At 61.2% G+C, this 18,117-nt stretch carries 20 protein-coding genes and 1 pseudogene; 13 read left to right on the top strand and 8 right to left on the bottom strand.

Translation table 11 applies throughout. The annotated features are described in order from the left end of the window. Positions 1-1,176, bottom strand: a complete 1,176-nt coding sequence (locus A37A_RS0103755; RefSeq protein WP_018290196.1) for an NAD(P)/FAD-dependent oxidoreductase — start codon at positions 1,174-1,176, stop codon at positions 1-3. A 163-nt stretch (positions 1,177-1,339) separates the two neighbouring features. Further along, positions 1,340-2,164 (bottom strand): 4-(cytidine 5'-diphospho)-2-C-methyl-D-erythritol kinase, encoded by an 825-nt coding sequence (gene ispE / locus A37A_RS0103750; protein ID WP_018290195.1) that lies wholly within the window; start codon positions 2,162-2,164, stop codon positions 1,340-1,342. A gap of 7 nt (positions 2,165-2,171) precedes the next feature. Between ispE and pyrF the strand changes: the two genes are divergently transcribed. The 13 genes from pyrF to A37A_RS0103680 all read left to right on the top strand — a co-directional run bounded on the left by pyrF (position 2,172) and on the right by A37A_RS0103680 (position 13,701). Then, the gene (pyrF, locus tag A37A_RS0103745) at positions 2,172-2,891 is read left to right on the top strand and encodes an orotidine-5'-phosphate decarboxylase (protein WP_018290194.1); all 720 of its coding nucleotides are present in this window, start codon (positions 2,172-2,174) and stop codon (positions 2,889-2,891) included. A gap of 78 nt (positions 2,892-2,969) precedes the next feature. Then, positions 2,970-4,625, top strand: coding sequence for an AAA family ATPase (locus A37A_RS0103740; RefSeq protein WP_231363749.1), 1,656 nt, complete (start codon positions 2,970-2,972; stop codon positions 4,623-4,625). A gap of 37 nt (positions 4,626-4,662) precedes the next feature. After that, positions 4,663-6,213 carry a proteasome accessory factor PafA2 family protein gene (locus tag A37A_RS0103735; RefSeq protein WP_018290192.1) on the top strand — a complete coding sequence of 517 codons (1,551 nt, stop codon included), beginning with the start codon at positions 4,663-4,665 and terminating at the stop codon, positions 6,211-6,213. Between the two features lie 24 nt (positions 6,214-6,237). Then, on the top strand, positions 6,238-6,420 hold the full coding sequence (locus A37A_RS19970) for a ubiquitin-like protein UBact (RefSeq protein ID WP_026195628.1): 183 nt from the start codon (positions 6,238-6,240) through the stop codon (positions 6,418-6,420). Positions 6,421-6,424: 4 nt separating this feature from the next. Beyond that, complete coding sequence (locus A37A_RS0103725; RefSeq protein WP_018290191.1) at positions 6,425-7,222, top strand: hypothetical protein; 798 nt, start codon at positions 6,425-6,427, stop codon at positions 7,220-7,222. 333 nt (positions 7,223-7,555) lie between these two features. After that, positions 7,556-8,332 (top strand): hypothetical protein, encoded by a 777-nt coding sequence (locus tag A37A_RS0103715; RefSeq protein ID WP_020493970.1) that lies wholly within the window; start codon positions 7,556-7,558, stop codon positions 8,330-8,332. A gap of 3 nt (positions 8,333-8,335) precedes the next feature. Continuing rightward, positions 8,336-9,745, top strand: coding sequence for a proteasome accessory factor PafA2 family protein (locus A37A_RS0103710; RefSeq protein ID WP_018290188.1), 1,410 nt, complete (start codon positions 8,336-8,338; stop codon positions 9,743-9,745). Between the two features lie 27 nt (positions 9,746-9,772). Continuing rightward, positions 9,773-11,104 carry a signal recognition particle protein gene (ffh, locus tag A37A_RS0103705; protein WP_018290187.1) on the top strand — a complete coding sequence of 444 codons (1,332 nt, stop codon included), beginning with the start codon at positions 9,773-9,775 and terminating at the stop codon, positions 11,102-11,104. 24 nt (positions 11,105-11,128) lie between these two features. Continuing rightward, positions 11,129-11,401 (top strand): 30S ribosomal protein S16, encoded by a 273-nt coding sequence (rpsP, locus tag A37A_RS0103700; protein ID WP_020493969.1) that lies wholly within the window; start codon positions 11,129-11,131, stop codon positions 11,399-11,401. An 89-nt stretch (positions 11,402-11,490) separates the two neighbouring features. Beyond that, a complete protein-coding gene (gene trmD, locus A37A_RS0103695; RefSeq protein WP_018290185.1) occupies positions 11,491-12,207 on the top strand; it encodes a tRNA (guanosine(37)-N1)-methyltransferase TrmD in 717 nt (238 codons plus the stop codon). Beyond that, on the top strand, positions 12,185-12,523 hold the full coding sequence (gene rplS / locus A37A_RS0103690; protein WP_018290184.1) for a 50S ribosomal protein L19: 339 nt from the start codon (positions 12,185-12,187) through the stop codon (positions 12,521-12,523). The genes trmD and rplS overlap by 23 nt, the downstream gene beginning before the upstream one ends. A 75-nt stretch (positions 12,524-12,598) precedes the next feature. Beyond that, positions 12,599-13,306, top strand: a complete 708-nt coding sequence (locus A37A_RS15645) for a ribonuclease HII (RefSeq protein ID WP_018290183.1) — start codon at positions 12,599-12,601, stop codon at positions 13,304-13,306. After that, complete coding sequence (locus tag A37A_RS0103680; RefSeq protein ID WP_018290182.1) at positions 13,303-13,701, top strand: YraN family protein; 399 nt, start codon at positions 13,303-13,305, stop codon at positions 13,699-13,701. The genes A37A_RS15645 and A37A_RS0103680 overlap by 4 nt, the downstream gene beginning before the upstream one ends. A 32-nt stretch (positions 13,702-13,733) precedes the next feature. Here the strand turns inward: A37A_RS0103680 and A37A_RS0103675 are convergent, their stop codons facing one another. The 6 genes and pseudogenes from A37A_RS0103675 to A37A_RS18930 form a co-directional block, all read right to left on the bottom strand. Continuing rightward, positions 13,734-15,380, bottom strand: a complete 1,647-nt coding sequence (locus A37A_RS0103675; RefSeq protein ID WP_026195626.1) for an IS200/IS605 family element transposase accessory protein TnpB — start codon at positions 15,378-15,380, stop codon at positions 13,734-13,736. Continuing rightward, positions 15,373-15,895: pseudogene (locus A37A_RS15640) on the bottom strand (IS607 family transposase). The gene A37A_RS0103675 and the pseudogene A37A_RS15640 overlap by 8 nt, the downstream one beginning before the upstream one ends. A 75-nt stretch (positions 15,896-15,970) precedes the next feature. Next, a complete protein-coding gene (locus tag A37A_RS0103665; RefSeq protein WP_196799487.1) occupies positions 15,971-16,183 on the bottom strand; it encodes a hypothetical protein in 213 nt (70 codons plus the stop codon). A 50-nt stretch (positions 16,184-16,233) separates the two neighbouring features. Further along, positions 16,234-16,812: a hypothetical protein gene (locus A37A_RS0103660; RefSeq protein ID WP_018290180.1), complete on the bottom strand. Its 579-nt coding sequence runs from the start codon at positions 16,810-16,812 to the stop codon at positions 16,234-16,236. Next, positions 16,805-17,704, bottom strand: coding sequence for an AAA family ATPase (locus A37A_RS18095; protein WP_018290179.1), 900 nt, complete (start codon positions 17,702-17,704; stop codon positions 16,805-16,807). Before A37A_RS18095 ends, A37A_RS0103660 begins: the two co-directional genes overlap by 8 nt. A gap of 104 nt (positions 17,705-17,808) precedes the next feature. Then, on the bottom strand, positions 17,809-18,117 hold a 309-nt coding region (locus tag A37A_RS18930), incomplete at its 5' end, for a zinc ribbon domain-containing protein (protein WP_155996595.1).

The following is an 18,117-nucleotide window of genomic DNA, read 5'->3' as shown; positions in this document are numbered from 1 at the left end:
TCAGAGCGGGATTCGCCCGCGAAGATCGGCGGGCTGGAAGGGGCCGGGTTCGGCGAGAAGCGCCCGCGCCGCATCGACCTGGCCCCAAACATTCCAGAGCAAGACTCCGCGAACCCTTCGCCGGTCCAGATAGTAGATCACCCCGGCGTGGAATCGTTCCTTCCAGTCACAGAAGACTTCGAGGCGGTTGTCGATCAGGCCGACCGCTTCGTAGCCGAGATCGAAGAGATCCGAGTAGAAAAACGGAATGTGATCGTATTTGTCCTGGCTTCCGGCCATGTTTCTTCCAGCGAGGATGCCCATATGGCGAGCATTGTCCTCATGCTCGAAGCGGACCCGCTGGCCCAGCGCGGGATGGAAGAAAGCCGCCACGTCTCCCGCCGCGTAGACATCCGGATGGGCGGTGCGGAGAAACTCGTCGACGACAATGCCGTTCTCGACCGCAAGTTGGGCATCCATGGCCAGCGCGACGTTGGGCGAGATGCCGATTCCCGCGACAAGAGCGTTGACCGAAAGGGTCCCTTGGCCGAGCCGGATGGTCAGCACTCCCTGGTTTTCTTCCGCGGCCGAGACGGTCTGCCGGGCCAGTACTTCCGCACCCTTCTGGCGGTAATAGTCATTGAGGAAAAGCGAGAGCTCCTCCGGAAAGATCCTGCCGCCGATTCCCGTCTCCGCGAAGAGGAGCGTTACGTGTTTTCGGTTGAGCGTGAGCGCCGCAGCGATCTCCGAGCCGATGAAGCCCCCTCCGAGGACGCAGATCCGCTCTTCGGATTCGGCCCAGGAGCGCAACTTCCGATAGTCGGCCAGCGTCCGAAAGTAGAGAATCTTCTGGCTGGCTGCCGGGAGACGGCGCGGGTCGCCGCCTGTCGCCAGGAGGAGCTTGTCGAAAGAGAAAACCGTCCCCCCTTCGGTCGAGATCGTTTTGGACCGGAGGTCGAGAGCGCGTGCGGTACACTCTCGGTGGAAAACCAGACCCTCCTGGGGCGTGTGACACCAGATGGAGTCGAGAGCCTCCCCCTTCCAGAGGCCCTTGGAGAGCGGCGGCCGGTTGTAGGGAAGCTCCTCTTCGGTCGTGAGCACTCCGATGGATCCGTTCGGGTCGATTTCTCGGATGCCACGAACGGCAGCATCGGCGGTCATCCCGCCACCGACAATCAAGTAAGTATATTTTGGCATAGAAAAAGTAAGTCGATGAATGAGAGAGCGTCGCGCGCGTGAATCCAACCTTAACCCTTTTCGCCGACTCGTCCAGTTTTCGATCGCGGCGTCCGAAATCCGGGGAATTCCGCGGGATCGAGCCGAGGAGCGGGACCGGTCAACGAGTCGCGGCTGGGAGGTGCTACGAGGTTTCGCCGCTCAGGATGGAAAAGGTCTGGATCCAGGCTTCGGGCCCAAAGAAGAGCCGGGCTCGTGCCACGAGTTCCGGAGCGGGGAGGCTTTCCCACAGGCCGAAGACCGAGCTTCCGCTTCCGCTCATCATGGCAAGCTTGGCACCCGCTTCCTCTCGGAGCCAGTTTCGGGCCGCGGCGAGCCATAAATACTTCTCGAAGACGGCAGGCTCCAAATCGTTCCGGACCGGCCCCCAGGGCGGAGTGCCGCGCTCCTCCCCCGGGAGAGGCTTCCGGGCGTAGGCTTGGTAGGCCCACGAAGTCGGAACGGGAAATCCCGGAAAAAGGAGGAGCCCATGCCGCGGACCGAGCCAGGGCTCCGGGGAGACAATCTCTCCTCGGCCACGGCAGAGCGCTGGCCTCTGGACAAGAAAGAAGGGAACGTCGCTGCCCAGGGAGGCGGCCAGAGGAAGGAGCGCGTCCCGGGAAGCGGGATAGCCGAGGAAGCGGCGGAGGGCCAAGAGCGCGGTGGCGGCGTCGCTGCTGCCTCCCCCCAAGCCGGCACCGGCGGGAAGTCTCTTTTCCAAAGAGATCGTCAAGCCGCGGAGGAGGCCGAACGAGTCGGCGAAGAGGCGCGCCGCCCGGCAGACCAGATTCTCTTCTCCCGCCGGCAGGCGTGGATCATCGCAGCGAAAGGAGATCTCTGGTCCAGCATGTGGGGCGATCCGGAGCCGGTCGTAAAGGGAGATCGGAGCCATCCGCGTCGAGAGCTCATGAAACCCGTCGGAGCGGAGGCCGAGAATACGCAGGTCGAGGTTGATTTTCGCCGGGGCCAAGAGTTCAATGGCGATTGAAGTGTCCTCCCTGCCCTTAGCGAATGGGCTCATTGTGGCCTTGGATCTCTTCGAGGTGGACAATGCGCTCCTTCTGGCGCGCCGACTACGCAAGCATGTCAATTGGTTCAAGGTGGGAAGTCAACTCTTCCTGCGCGGCGGGCCAAGAGTGGTGGAGGAGATTCGTTCCCTGGGCGCGCACGTCTTCCTGGATCTGAAGTTTCACGATATTCCGGCCACGGTCGAGCGAGCTGTCCGAGCTTGCGTGCAAATGGACGTCGGCTATCTGACCGTGCATGCCGTGGGCGGAAGGAGAATGCTGAGGGCTGCCGTAGAGGCGGCCGCGGGCAGCAAGACCAGGATTCTCGCGGTGACGGTGCTGACGAGCCTCGAGGAGACGGACCTCTCGGAGGTCGGCATGGGCGGAAGCCTTTCGGAGCGTGTCTGCGCCCTTGCGGCGCTTGCCGGGGATTGCGGGATTCGCGGCATCGTCTGCTCCGCCCGGGAGCTTTCCTCCCTGCGGAAAGCCGGCATCCGACCGGAAGTGGTTGTGACCCCGGGGATCCGGCTCACGCAGCGGAAAGGGGACGACCAGAGGCGCACTGTCTCGCCTCGAGAGGCATTTGCCCTTGGCGCGACCCACATCGTGGTCGGCCGTCCGGTGGTGGAAGCGGAGGATCCGGTCAACTTGGTGCGGAACTTGCTTCAAGAGGGAAGCGGCCTCGCTTAGGAGGTCGATTTGCGGAGCGGAGCGCATGTGCCTATTGTTGGAAGCATGGCGAGAAAAGAAAAAGGATGCGGAGCGGAGATGCCTACGTCTTTCGAAAACTTAGAATCGGCTTCCGCCTTGCAGGTCGTCGACCTGATTGGACAAGCGCTTTCCTTTGACGCGGTCTCCCGGGAGGCATTCTTCTATCTTCGGCGCCGAGTCGCCGAGCTGGAGGAGACGGGTGAGCAGGCTCGCCAGGCTTTGGAAAAGCTCAACGAGGCGGTGGAGAAGCTTTCCTCCCCGGCGAATCGGGTCGCCACCCTTCTCGGCCTGCCCAAGAAAGAGATCGCGCTGGTGGTTCAGGGCGGAACCGAGTTCTACTGCAGCATCGATCCTCGGCTTGGTCATGAGACGCTCCTGGTCGGCACGCGAGTGCTGCTCAACGAGGCCTTTGCGGTCGTCGGCGATCTCGGCTTCGACTTTTCCGGCCCCGTGGTGAAGGTGATCGACACCTTGCCGGACAACCGGCTTCGCGTGGGCCACGAAGGGGTGGGAGGAAGCTTCGTGGTCATTCGCTCGACTCCGCTGGCCAAAGAGCGGATCAAGGCAGGGCTCGAGATCCGGGTTGACGGCTCCTCTCGAGTTGCTCTGGAGGTCGTGGCGACCTCGAAGACGAGGCACCGGCTGCTCGATCAGGTTCCGGTGCTTCCGTGGGAGAAGGTGGGTGGCCAGAAAGAGGCGGTCGCCGCCATACGGGACGCGGTGGAGTTGCCTTTCCTCCATTCGGACCTCTTTGCGAAGTATCACCACCATGTCCCGAAAGGATTTTTGCTCCACGGGCCGCCGGGATGCGGGAAGACGCTCTTGGGTAAGGCAACCGCCTACAACCTGACTCGCAAGCTTCAAGAAGAGACCGGAGAGGAGAGGAAGGAGTTCTTCCTCCACGTGAAGGGCCCGGAGATTCTGAACATGTGGGTAGGGGAATCGGAGCGGCAGGTGCGCGAGCTTTTCGAGCAGGCCCGAGAGTTGGCACGCGAAGGATTCCTTCCCTTCATCTTCATCGACGAGGCGGAATCGATCCTGGGTACCCGGCGAGCAGGACGGTTCAACAGCATCCTCAATACGCTCGTCCCCATGTTCTGTGCCGAGATGGATGGCATCGAGTCGATGCGGGAGGTGGTGATCATCCTCGCCTCCAATCGAGCGGACTTGATTGACCCCGCGATTCTTCGGCCAGGCCGGATCGACCGGAAGATCAAGGTCAATCGCCCGGATCGCGCGGGCTCTGCCGAAATCTACCGGATCTACCTGGAGCGGGATCTCCCCTATGCTACCGAACTCTTGGGTCAGGCGGGCGAGGATCGCGGGAAGGCGATCGACATGCTGATTGAAGGAGTGTTGAACGCCCAGTTCGCCCGCGCGGAGCAAAACCGGTTTTTGGAAGTCACCTTTCGGAGCGGGAGGAAAGAATATCTTTATCGGGGCGACCTCATCAGCGGCGCGATCATCGCTTCCATCGTCGAACGGGCGAAAGAGTTGGCGATCAAACGGGCGATTTCCGATCCGTCGAATCACGGCTTGGGGTTGGAGGATCTTTTGACAGCGCTCGATATCGAGTATCTTGAGAATGACATCTTCCCCCCTTCCGACATTACGGAAGACTGGCTGAAGCTGGTGGACTACGATCCACAGAATGTGGTTCGTCTGGCCCCTGTAGTTCGAAGGGAGGGAGCGACGGTGGGTCAAGTCGTTTGAGCGTTCGGGAACAAGCTACCGGGAGGAGAGCGGCGCCATGGACAAGCACAGACCAATTCGAGCGTGGCCGATCTACTTTGGATTGGAAACCGAATTCGGGATTGCCGTTCGGGAAAACGCGGAGATCGACGTGGTCGAGGAGTCGATCTATCTGGTGCGGGCTGCCGCCCAGCTCGGCAGCCCTAATCTTTGGGATTACACGCGGGAAGATCCTCACCGCGATGCCCGCGGCTTCCGGGCGAAGCAGTTGCGCCAGGATGGGGACGAGGCGAACTTCTTTTCCCAAGATCGCCAGAGACCTTATAGCTTCGAGGAGATCAAGAGCGACTTTGTCCTGCGCAACGGCGCCCGTTTTTACAATGATCACACGCATCCGGAATATTCCACCCCGGAATGCTCTACCCTGCTGGAGCTCGTGGCGCAGGACAAGGCGGGCGAAAGGATCTTGGAGGAGTGTGCTCGAGCGGCGAGCCGGAAGCGCAATCATACGGTCTGCCTCTACAAGAACAACACCGACTTCGCGGGGCACAGTTATGGCTGCCACGAAAACTACCTGATCCCGCGGATGATTCCCTGGGACCGCATCGTCGAGGGGATGATGGCGTTCCTGGTGACGCGGCAAATCTTCGGCGGCGCGGGCAAGCTGGGTTGGGAGAAGGAAGACCAGGGCATGGTGGGAAGCTTTCAAATTTCCCAGCGAGCCGACTTTTTCACGGAGCTCGTAGGCATCGACACCATGAACCGGCGACCGCTGATCAACACGCGGGACGAGCCCCATGCGAATCCTAAGCTCTACCGCCGCTTCCACGTCATCGTGGGCGATTCCAACCTTTCTGAGTATGCGACCTGGCTGAAGGTCGGCACAACGGCCTTGGTTTTGGAGGCTCTCCAGTACGACCGGGTGCCGCGCCGTTTCTTCCTGGCGGACCCTCTCTACGCCCATCGGAGCATTTCGCGGGACCGAACCGAACGTTGGGAGATCGATCTTGCCCACTCCGGGGCGACGACCGCCGCCCAACTCCAGAGCGACTATGCCGATTGGGTTGGCCGTTACGTGGATCTCGACCATCCCGAAAAGCGGGCGGTCTGGAAGAGCTGGAAGGAGACGGTGGAACTGCTGCAGACCGACCTGGGTGCGCTGCGGGATCGGCTCGACTGGGTTGCCAAGAGGTCGCTGCTGGAGTCCTTTCGCGAGGAGCAGAAGCTTTCGTGGGATGATCCCTGGCTCCAGAGCGTCGACCTCGAGTATCATCTGGTCGACAGGGACCGGGGCCTCTATTACGCGTTGGAATCGGCTGGAGAGATCTCCCGAATCTCCCGGGAAGAGGACATCTACCGGGCGATCCAACAGCCGCCCAACGCCTCTCGGGCCTATGTCCGGGGCAAGTGCATTCAGAAATTTGCCCGAGACTTGGTCAACGTTCAGTGGGACTACATTGCTTTCCGCTGGCAGGGACACACCTACCGGGTTGAGCTCTCTTCGGCCTTTCCAGGGGTCGACTTGGAGCGCTACTGCGAGGTGATCGATCGAGCAGAGCTCGTTTCCGACATGATCGAGGAGTTGAAGCTGGAGCCGATCAGCGGTTAAAGTGTAACAAAACATAGGAGGCCTATGCTGATGCCAGAACAAGTACAGAAGACGCACCCGGTTGGTCCCGGACCAGGGCCGGGAGGAGATGGACCGGGTCCTAGGGCGCCGAGGGTGGAGCGGCCCAATACCGAAGAAATCCTCAAGCGCATGCGCAGGGTCGATCCCGATCAGGCGAAGCGCTATCGGCAGCGGACCGGAGAGTAGGAAGGTGGAGACCATCGGCGTCTCTCCCGGGGCGCAGAGTGGCGATTTTTTTGCCGTCCTCCGGTCGAGGAACCTCCTTTTTCCGGAAGGGAAGCAGACGGTGACAGGGAGTGGTTCGCTCCTTCTCCCGGAATCGACGACTGTTCTCGGTTTTCATTATCGGGACGGAGTCATCGTAGCGGGAGATCGGCGGGCCACGATGGGGCATACGGTGATTCACGACCGGGCGGACAAGGTGATCGAGATCGACCGCTTCACGGTCATGGCGATCGCCGGCGCTCCGGCGACCGCGTACGAGATCGCTCGAGTACTCCAGCACTCCTTCGAGTATTACCGGCGGAGCCAGCTCCAGCCGTTGTCGCTGGACGCCAAGGTGCGAATGGTCGGAAAGCTTCTCAAGGAGAACCTTGCCATGACCCTTCAAGGGGTAGGGGTCGTGATCCCCGTTCTCACCCTGGTCGATCCCCTGGGGAGCGGGAGTCCGAAGATCTTTTTCTACGATGCCCTGGGCGCACAATTTGAAGCCGTCGACTTCGCGGTTTCGGGCTCCGGATCTCCTGCGGCTCGCAGCGTCCTTCAATACTTGAACCGGTGGAGCGGATCCCCCCCGGCAGAGCGCACAGAAGAGGATGCGATCGCCCTGGCCTTGCAGCTTTTGGATGTAGCGGCGGAATCCGACACCGCTACGGGAGGTATCGATCGGCGGACGAAGATCTACCCCCAGGTCAAAGTGGTTCGGAAAACCGGAGTTAGGTCGATCTCCGAAGAGCAGTTGATTCGTCTGCTCCCTGCGGCGCCTTGAGACCTTCCCACTCCGCTCGCCGAGTGCGTTGGCGGAGGAGGCAGGAGAGGGAGCGCTGCCGCTCGCGGCGCGTGTGTGGCTCGTTGCCGAAGGAGAGCGTCCAGCGAGGCGTCCGGGTTCCAGTAGTCCGCGTCGCGGGGCGAAAAGGGAAGAGAGATCGAAAAACCCGAGGGATGGGGCCGTAGCGGCGGGAAATGACGAACGCTCATTTGCATTGAACTGCGCCAGGGTGCTGGTAGGCTTTCGGTTTTCCTTTCCCTTTTGGCAAAAGCCGTTCGAGGTCGAACGCGACCCGGGGAAAGGGAGTAAAAGCTGCGAGGAAGAGGGCCAAGCGTGATCGAGGAACCTTATCGATGGTTGGAAGCGGTCCAAAATCGGCGCGAGTACATCGAGGATCAGCTTCGAGGCGCCGCCCCCGTTGTCGCCGTCAGCGGAGAGCCGGGCATCCTTTTGCTCGCCGGGAAGGCGCCTACTCCGAAGATCTTCGAGATCTACGACCATCTGGCTCTGGGAGCTGTAGGCCATCCCGCCGACTTGGAGAAGATACGGCAAACCGCGATCGAGGCAGCGCACGTCGAAGGGTTTTCGCGGTCGCGGGCCGACGTGAACGCGCGAAGAATCGTGAGTTATGGGCTGGCTGGCGCCCTCAAAAGCGCCTTCGAACAGATCTTCGCTGCGCCCTTGCTCTTTCGGGGAGTTCTCGTAGAACTGGGAAGCTCGCCCGCCGCGGATCAGGGATGGCTTCTCGAATACGACGGCGCCTATGCCGGGGTGGAGCGGGAGCAGATGCTGCGCGGAGTTCTGCTCGGCGCACGCAAAGACCTTTCCTCGCGGTGGCGGGAAGAGAGTCGCACGTCCTTGCCTCCCTCGGGTAAAAGCTGGAAGGATCTGGCGCTGCACGCAGCGCGGGTGCTCGCCTGGTCCGCCCAGGAAGATGAGGGAAAGCGCGTCCCTTGGGCGGAATTTACGCTGCCGAAGGAATCGGGCGATCGCAACCGGAACGAGCGATTCGAGGTCGGAGCGCTCTCTCGGGAAGCTGCCGCCGCGGGCATCCCCGCTTTTCTCGTCCCGGAGCCTGAGCAGCTAGGATGGGTAGGGGAAAAGGAGTAGGAGATGCGGCGGATCGCAGGCCTGGAAACAGAATTTGGCTGCCTTTCGCAGCGAAGCATGGAGAGTCCACCGGTGCCGGAGCGCGTCCGGGACCATCTCTTTTATCGAGAGCGTGTCGGTCTGATCGATATCCACGACCGGGATTACGACGAACCTGCGGGCAACGGCGGGTTTCTTTTTAATGGAGGGCGGCTCTATGTCGACATGGGGCATATCGAGTATTGCACCGCCGAGTGCCTTTACCTGGCAGACCTGCTCGCTTCCGATCGGGCGGGGGAGCGTTTTCTGCAGCAGGCGCTGATCGACTTGGACATGACAGGGAAAGCGTCCTTCATCAAGAACAACATCGATCACTACACGGGCGCAACCTTCGGCTGCCACGAAAATTATCTGCTCCAGCGAGACGCTCCTCTGACTCAAGGCAACGTCGATGCGCTACTCGCCTTTCTGGCCGTCCGCGGGCTGATGGTCGGGGCTGGCCGGGTCGGGACGGTGATGGTACCGCGAGGGATAGACCGGGGTACCCGAACGCGGGCCCTGCCGTTTCAAGTGATGCAGCGCGCCGATTACATTCAGACCGAGATCTATGAATGGGTCCAGTTCAACCGGGCGCTGATCAATGCCCGGGACGAACCCTTGGGAGATCCCTGCCGCTTCCGTCGCTTCCACCTTCTCCTTGGGGATTCGAACATGCTTCCCTTTTCCCAAGCCCTCAAAGTAGGAAGCACCTCCCTCGTCCTCGATCTCTTGGAGGTGGATCGGATGCCTCATGTCGCCCTGGCCGACCCAGTGCGAGCGATGCATCAGGTGTCGCACTGCCCCGACGGCCCGTGGCTGCTGGAACTGTCTGACGGAAGGAGATGGACGGCGGTGGAGCTTCTGGAACACTTTCTGGTTGCCACCAGCCGGATGGATCGGGAAGAGGACCCAGACAGCCGATGGACCCGGCTTGCTTGGGAAGAGGTCTTGCGCGGGCTGCGCGAGGATAGCGATGCCCTTTTAGGGAAAGTCGATTGGATCACCAAGCGGCATCTGCTCGAGCTCTTTGGGACCCAGGAAGGGGTCCGGTGGGACGATCCCTGGATGGAGAGCCTGGACCTCGAATACCATAATCTGAACGAAGAGCGGAGCTTGGCGGGCCTGATGCCGCACCCTTCGCTCGAGGAACTCGGCCTACCGGGCTTGGCGGAGCAGGATCTGCGGCAAGAAGCTCCCCGGAACACCAGGGCCTCCGCGCGCAGCCAGCTCATGAGGAAGCTGGCGGCGGACAAGATCTCGTACGTGATCGATTGGGACTACGTTCAGGTTGGCAACAGCGGATTCTACTCGTTGGAAGATCCCTTTGTCAGCGCGGTGCCCCCGAAGGCGGAGCTGCCGGGCCTCTGCGAGGATCTGGAGCTTCGGTCGAAATGAGATTCGCTTCCGAGGAGGTTCCTCCCCATGCTTGAAGAACTCCAGAAAAAGCTCGAAGCGGCTTTCCGGAACCTTCGTGGCTACGGAAAACTCTCCGAGTCCAATATCGCCGATGCGCTCCGGGAGATCCGTCTCGCCCTTCTCGCTGCCGACGTCCACTATCCCGTGGCAAAGCAGCTCTGCGAGGAGATTCAAAAGAAAGCCCTTGGGAAAGAGGCGCTCGCCGGCATCCGGCCGGGTGATCAATTCGTCAAGATCTTCCACGAGGAGCTCGTCTGCCTTCTTGAGGAAGGCGATAGGGAGATCCGGCGGAAGAGGCCGCTTCGGCTCCTTCTCTGCGGGCTCAACGGAGCGGGAAAGACCACGACCGCGGCAAAGCTCGCCCTCTGGTTCCGAAAGCAGCACCAGAGGGTGGCTCTCGTTGCGGGCGACTTCACTCGTCCTGCTGCTCGCGAGCAGCTACAGCGGCTCGGAGAGCAGATCAAAGTCCCGGTCTACTCCTGGCCCGATGGAACCTCGATCGAAACGGTCGCTCGAGAAGGACGCCTTCGGAGCGAGCACGAAGGAATGGATGTCGTAATCTTCGATGCCGCCGGGCGGTTGGATGTCGATGCGGCGCTCCTCGAAGAGCTTGCGGAAGTGGCCAGGCTTTGGGAGCCGGGGGAATCGCTTCTGGTCGTCGACGCTGCGACGGGGCAGGTGGCGGTGAAAGTGGCGGAAGCCTTCGCGGTCAAGGTGCCGCTCACCGGCTTGGTTCTGTCGAGGGCCGATGGCGATGCGCGCGGGGGTGCCGCTCTCTCGATCCAGAGGGTGACGGGCATTCCCATCAAGTTTCTGGGTGTGGGGGAGAAGCCCGACGCCTTGCAGACCTTCGTTCCCGAGAGATTCGTCGGGAGACTCTTGGGAATGGGGGACATCGTGGCGCTCGTCGATCGCGCGCAGGAGGAAATCGACGTCCAATCGATGGAGGAGATGGCGAGGAGGCTGAAGAGAAATGAATTCGGGCTCCAGGATTTTCTCGGGCAGCTTCGGCTGATGAAGCGGCTGGGTCCGCTGGAGAACTTGCTGGGGCTTCTTCCCAGCTTTCCGGGAAAGGACGACGTGAAGGTGGATGAGAGGAAGATGAAGCAGATTGAGGCGATCATCCTCTCCATGACGCCGGGAGAACGGCGCCGGCCAGAGATTCTCAATGGGCGGCGCCGGCTGAGGATCGCCCGGGGAAGCGGAACGCAGGTGACGGATGTCAATGATCTCTTGCGCAAGTTCGATTCGATGCGGAAGATGATGCGGCGGATTTCAAAAGGGGGACCGGGAAAGGGTTGGCCCAAGGCGGCGATTCCTCGGAACCCGCGTGGATGAAGAGCAAAGGAGAAAGAGAGCAATATGGCAGTGGTAGTGCGTTTACGGAGGGAAGGGAGAAGAAATCGCCCCTTCTTTCGAATCGTCGTCACCGATCGGCGGGCTGCTCGGGACGGCAAGTTTTTGGAGGCGGTCGGAACCTACGATCCCGTCCTGAGAGAAGGCGGGGTACGCGTGAAGCTCGATCGCGTGGAGTTTTGGACACAACGGGGAGCGCAACTGAGCGAAACCGTTGCGCAGCTTGTTCGGACGGCTCCGCGCGGGCCAACGGACAAAGAGGTCTCACCGGCGGCCTAGGCGGCCGCCTAGCATTGATCTCCGAGTGCCGCGCCCCGGGTACGAAATTCGCGAGAGATTCGGGCTGAGGGCTCTCGGGCGGGGGAGTCGTGCGGATCGACGTGATCACCTTGTTCCCCGGCCTGCTGGAAGCGGCGGCTCGGGAGAGTATTCTGAGCCGGGCGATCGAGAGCGGGCGGTTGGTGTTCCGCGCGCACCAGCTTCGGGACTATGCCCATGATCGCCACAAGACAGTCGATGACCGTCCCTACGGAGGCGGGCCCGGGATGGTGCTCAAAACCGAGCCCCTCGTCGAAGCGATCGAGTCGGTGCAAGCCATGGCGCAAAGAGCGCCCGTCCGTCTTCTCTCTCCGGGCGGACGAAGGTTCGATCAAGCCATGGCCTGGGAGCTTTCCCGCGCACATCGGCTCATCTTCGTTTGCGGACACTACGAGGGAGTAGACCAGCGGGTCATCGATCATTGGATCGACGAGGAGGTTTCGATCGGCGATTTCGTCGTGGCGAACGGGGCCGTGGCCGCTCTGGCGATCGTCGATTCGGTGGTCCGGCTCCTTCCTGGAGTCCTCGGGAATGCAGAATCCGTATTGCATGAATCCTTCGAAGATGCTCTTCTAGAGGGTCCGCAATATACACGGCCGGCTGTTTTCCAGGAGTGGGGGGTGCCCGAAATCCTTTTGTCCGGAGATCATGCTGCGATTTCGCGTTGGCGGCGGCGCATGGCCGAGGAGAAGACACGGCGCGTGAGAAAGGATTTGTGGGAACGCGGAGAGAAAGGAGAGAGCAATGAACCTAATCGAGAGGATTGAGCAAGAGCAGCTCAAGAAAGAGATTCCCCGCTTCGCAGTGGGCGACACCGTGCGTGTCCATTCACGGATTCGAGAGGGCGACAAGGAGCGGATTCAGGTCTTTCAGGGAATCGTGATCGCCAAGAAGGGACACGGGATCAACGCGGCTTTTACCGTGCGCCGTTTGAGTTACGGAGAAGGAATCGAGAGGACTTATCGGCTCCACTCTCCCTGGATCGAAAAGATCGAGGTGGAACGGAGCGCGAAGGTGCGTCGCGCCAAGCTCTACTACCTGCGCGGGAGGAAGGGCAAGGACGCGGTTCTTGGACGGAAGTAAGCCTCCGGTTTTATCCGCCACTCTCTTTTCCTCTTCTGAGGTCGGTTGCCGGAGAGTCCCTCTCACCGTACTGCTGTGCGTAAGGAGGAGGCAATTCGCGAGGCCAGATCCGGGCGCAAACCCGTCGATCGGCGATTGGAGCGTCTTCTCGCAGCACAAGGCTTCACCCCCGCTGCAGGGATCGACGAGGTCGGTCGCGGGTCGCTCGCGGGACCCGTCATCGCGGGGGCCGTCGTTCTTCCCCCGCGGATTCCCCTCCATCCGTGGCTTGATGATTCCAAGCGGCTTGAGCCCCGACGGCGTTTCGCTGTCTGCAACTGGATCGTAAGCCTGCGGGGCGTCGCCTATGGAATCGGCCTGGCAAGTGCCCAAGAGGTTGACCGGTGGAACGTGCTGGCGGCGACAATGCTGGCGATGTCCCGAGCGGTTCTTGCCTTGCGGGAAAAACCGGCGATCGTCTTGGTCGACGGGCGGGAGTCTCCTCCCTTGGAGATGCCCGCCCGTGCCATCATCGGCGGCGATGGCCGCTGCGCTTGCATCGCGGCAGCCTCCGTGCTAGCCAAGGTTACGCGAGACCGATGGATGGAAGAGATCGACCGAGACCATCCGCAGTTTGGCTTTGCGCGCCACAAGGGATATGGAACGGCTGGCCATTGGGAGTCCTTGCGGCTCCACGGCCCTACATCCTTGCACAGACGGAGCTTTCTCGGACGGCTCTCCGAGGGCAGGATCGACGATCTTCCCTTAAACGATGGTCCAGATACCTCATTCCGAAGCGAGTGAGCCTCGTGCTGGATCTCTTTAGGTGGCCCTGGCGCAGGAGCCGTGAACTCGGAAGATGGGGGGAGCGGGAAGCCGCCCGCTTTCTTTGCCGGAAGGGATACCGGATCCTCTTGCGTAACGTGCGGATCGGAGGGGGAGAGATCGACCTGGTCTGCCAGCATAAGAGCATTCTGGTCTTCGTTGAGGTGAAAACCCGAAGCTCTCTCCGGCACGGAGAGCCTGCGGAGTCCGTCGACGCCGGAAAGCGGGCCCGCTTGGTGCGAGCCGCTTACGCCTACCTCGAGGAGTTGGGACGCGACGACGTGAACTACCGCTTCGACATCGTCGAGGTGCTCGCCGAGGCGCAGACCAAGCCGCGGAGTCGGCTCCTCTCCAATGCCTTCGGGCCGCCTTGAGCATGCATGAGGGACCGTTCCTAAAACCATAGTCAACCATTCCGCAACCAGGGAAGATCGTCCACGACGACGGCCGAACAGTGCTGCCGACGGTTCGCGTGCCGGAGTTTCGCCGGCAAAGTCCGGGTAGCGCCCAATGCCCGCGCTTTCGGGGACAGAGGCGCGGGAGACAGTCGATTGCCTCCCGACCGGGCATGCGCTGCATGCGCCGCTTTGAGTCTCTTCCGGACGCCCGCCCAGAACGACCATACCGGCTTCGTCCGATTCCTCGCGGGTAGGGCGAAGGTGAGCGTGAGCCGTCCATTGCAGGTCGGCACGATTGCCTCCCGCACGGACGGGCGTTCGGATAGACCCAATCCTCTCCGGGCGACGGCATAGGCCGCGCCCTGGTGAGAGCTGATACCATGACGGTGCGCGTGGTTGACCGCGCCGATCACGGAAGTGTTGGCCGGGTTGACTTCGATCCCTTCAACTCCGGCACGAAAAGAAGCCGCCTTGAGCATGGAGATCGCCTTGGCGTAGGAGAAGGAAGAGAGCGAGCGAGCCCGGACGGAATCGACCGCCTCCAGTTCGGCCCTCCGCTTGCGAAGATCCAATTGCTGGATCACGAGCGGCTTGCCCGATTCGGTGCAGGCCCGGACGATCTCCCGGCACGCATCGCCGATCGCGGCTTTCGCCTGCTCCTCGCTCTTGCCATAGAGATTCAATCCGATCCGGCGGATCTCCACGAGATTGCCGAAGCGGTCCGTTTCGGCCAAGGCGAGATGATCCTCATTGATGTCGATGCCGACCGCTACGGCAAGGCGGCGTGTCACCACGGAAACGGGTTTCACCTCGACGCTCGCGAACACCCGCCACCCCTTCCGGTCCCGCACGAAGCGGTAGCTCACCGCGGATCCCTCCCGCTTGCGGACAAGCTTCCCCGTCTTGGTTGTCCCGGTCACGATCCGGCTGGCGGAGAGGAGGGCCTGGAGGATCGCCTCCTGGCCGTAGGCGAAGCGCACGCCCTCCAGCACCAGGTGTTTGCTCGGGCCTCCCAATCCGTCCGGCAACCGCAACCGCAGCCGCAGGCTGCCGTCCGGTTCGGCTACTGCTTGGCAGGACTGGTTGCCCGCCGTCTCGTCCTTTGATCCGAGCACGAAGAACTGGCTGCTCCGCTCCGTCTGCCAATCCTTCTTCCAAGCGGCATGATCAACGTATCCGCTCTCTTCCAGGGAAAACTGCCTGCGGAAGAGGCGGCGGAAACCGAAGCAGAGCCGGACCTGGCCGGACTCCTGATCGGCAAGGAGCGCATCGAGCTTCGTCCGTAGGATGGCCAGCCGCCGCTTTTTCTGGTGCAGCAGGCTTGAGCCCGGCTCCTTCTTCTCAAGCCGGCCGATCGCCTCTTCCGCTCTCTTGAGCCGCCCTTTGGTCTCCTCAATCAACTCGGGCCGCCTCTCCTGGATCGAGGCGATCTTGCCTTCGAGCTCGACCCGGATGGCGTTGAACTGCCGGGCGGTGAGGCCGAAGCGGCGTAGGAACGACCGCTTGAGCTCGTTCAGGGGAACGCCAGCCCGCATCTTGGCGAAGAGAGTCCGCTGCGCCAGCCCGTGGAGCGCCGCATAGGCATCGAGACACGAAGCCTGCTCGGGGGTCACACTCAAACGGGTCTGGTAGGTGAAAACAGGGAGCTTACTCATGGATCGCTTCCAGCGCCTTCTTGGCGCTGTTCTGCGCGGATCGCTTCCCGTAAGACCTTGCACACAGGGAAACGATAACTTCGTGCAGGTAGCGCACGATATCGTCGGTCCTCTCGTCCGGATCCACTACCAGGACCGATCGACTCTGCGCGGCCAATGCCGCTTCCAGGTACTCGAATCCGAAGCGCATCAGCCGGTCGGGATGCTCGACCAGGATGACGCCGACTTTCGGATCACGGAGCAGCCCGATCATGCCTTTCCGATGGCCCTTCAGTCCGAAGCCGACCTCCTTGACGACCTTGACGATCGGCAACCGTTTGCTTGAGAGCGAACTCGGAAAACCCGCGCCAATTGCCGGTTCAGATCCGCTTTTTGATCGGCGCTGGATACCCGCGCGTAGAGGGCGACCCCATTAGGTTGTAAGGACTACGCATGAACGATCAGCGTTCCGGTCGGCAACTGCTCGACCGGGACGGGCAAACGCCCTGCCGCTTGGCCCAGACACTTAACTTCATGCCGATATATTGCCATGAACATCTCTATGCGGCCATATTTTATTTCGCTGTTGGCAACCCCCGGGCCTGCCGGACTCAGCCCAACTTCCCAGGGTAGAATCGCAAGTTATCCCGCTTTGCCTTGAGCCGCTGCCGTGGACCAAACTCCTCGGGCAGCTTGCTCGGAACCGCTTCGCCTCTCCGGTCCGCTTCCTCCGTCTTCTCGAAGATGACAAACTGCACCACGTCGTCTTCGGCCAGCCAATCCCGCGGGTCAATGTAGGATCGCTCTTGAAGAGGGTCGGTCAAGATCGAGAAGAACAACGATATAAGGGCCGATGGCCTTCCGGCGGCCGCGCTCAAGTTTCCCGGCGAAAAGCCATCCGTAGAGCGTCGAGAAATCGTTTCATCGATGGGTCGATGGTCGCAGCGCGCGACAGATCCATCGCATCAATGATATCGTTTGCGAATTCAATGCCGCCGAAGTTTGGATTTACGCCGGCTCTCTGGACAGCGTGGATCAGCTCTTGCTTATAGCGGCTGCGGTCGCACTTTTGGTCCGGTGCCCGGCAGCCTTCCCCAAGGGCCTCCTTGAAGGCAGCACCATCCAACAACAACCATCGCTCGACATGGGGATCGGGTATCGCGAGCACTGCCGTCACGGGACTCAACTGCGTGGGAATCTCTCGAGCGCGGTCGTTTAGCCCTTTGCAGTTTGCGTCGGTCGCAACGGCGATGAGGTCGGGAGAAGCACCTTCCTCCTTGATATCTCGGAAATATTCCCGGAGTTCGTTGACGATCTTGCCGTGGCCTCTGCGGGCGCTGCGCCACTTGACCTCAACCGGGAGCTTCGACTCTTTCGCCACTCGCCGGATCAGCGCCCCGACGATTTCGCGGTGTGCGAAGTCTTCTCCAAATGCGGCGATTGACTTAAGCATCGAAGTCCCCCCTCAGCAGGCGCTCCGACACCAGCAGGTGTTCTTCTTTCTGATCCTTCAAGGCATGGTCGATGTCGCCTTTCCGAGTCAGTTTCCCCAGTGTTCCATAAGAGGTGAGAGGCTCGATTCGGGTGTCGGATTCCGACTTGCCGGCGACGAAAAGGGAGTCGTCTGGAATAAAGTCCGGCAGGATGGGCGAGTGCGTGGTCACGATGTACTGCGTCTGGCCAAGGTTAGATCTGGTTTTGAGAAACTCGGCGATGAGTTCGATGCGCCTGGGGTGGATACCGTTTTCCGGCTCCTCAAATCCGACCAGGGAAGGGGGCTCCTTGGCTCCCGTGAGCGCGAGCATGCCGAGAATACGGAGAGTGCCTTCCGAGAGAACGCGGGCGGGAATGAGTATGCCTGCTTCCTTGAGTCTCAATGCGACTTCGCCCAAGTCGTTGACTTCGACGTCGATGCTCTCGATCTGGGGTAAGATGGCTTGCAACGCCTTTTCTACAGCTCGGAATTGCCGGGGTTCGAGTGCCTTCAGGGTGTTGAGATAAGCAGGTAACTCCTCGCCCATGAGTCCGATATGTCGGACCTCCTTGACCGGGTTGGCGGCACGCATCCGTTCTCGGGGTTCGAAATAGAAAAACAGCCAGCTTTCCAGTTCCTGACGTGCAGCCACTAGATGCGGGTAATACGGCGGATAGTGCGGCAGCGACAAGATGCTGTGATCGAGATAAAGACCTAAGTAGGTGGGGTGGCCTTGCCCTTCGAGCCTTAGGTGCAACCGGTTATCCTTACGCGATAGGAAAGGATCGCGGTTGCCGGTCGGCTCCCCTTTCCTGTTTAGCGCTGCAAGAGATTCGTCGGCCACCCGGAGAATGCCGGATTTCGGCAACATCTCGATCTCGATACAATAACGAAGATAACGCTCCCGTACCGCAGCTTGGATTTTTTCTGGGGTCGATGCAGAGGGTAAACAACCCGCGACTGAAGTCGCAGGCTTTATCGTGAAGCGCAGACATGGTTGCCAACATCCGCACCTCCAACATTAGGCGTGCTTACGGCCGCCGTTGGCGGAACCGCCGTTCCGCCAATCCGGGCAAGGTTCCGACTCGCGTTCAAGTCGCTGTGCGCCCGGAGACCACAGTGAGGACACACGAAACGATGCTTCGTGCGTCTGCCCAATTGTTTACAAGACGAGCAGGTTTGGCTCGTGTAGGCCGGATCGACGTATTCGACCGCGATGCCGGCCGATTTCGCCTTGTACTCGACAAAGCGTTGGAGCTGCCGGAAGGCCCAGCGATGCAATCT

The organism is Verrucomicrobium sp. 3C (assembly GCF_000379365.1).
In the GTDB taxonomy this organism is placed as follows: Bacteria; Verrucomicrobiota; Verrucomicrobiia; order Methylacidiphilales; family Methylacidiphilaceae; genus Methylacidimicrobium.
The sequence above is the reverse complement of the archived record's forward strand: the minus strand, read 5'-3'. Positions and strand labels throughout refer to the sequence as shown.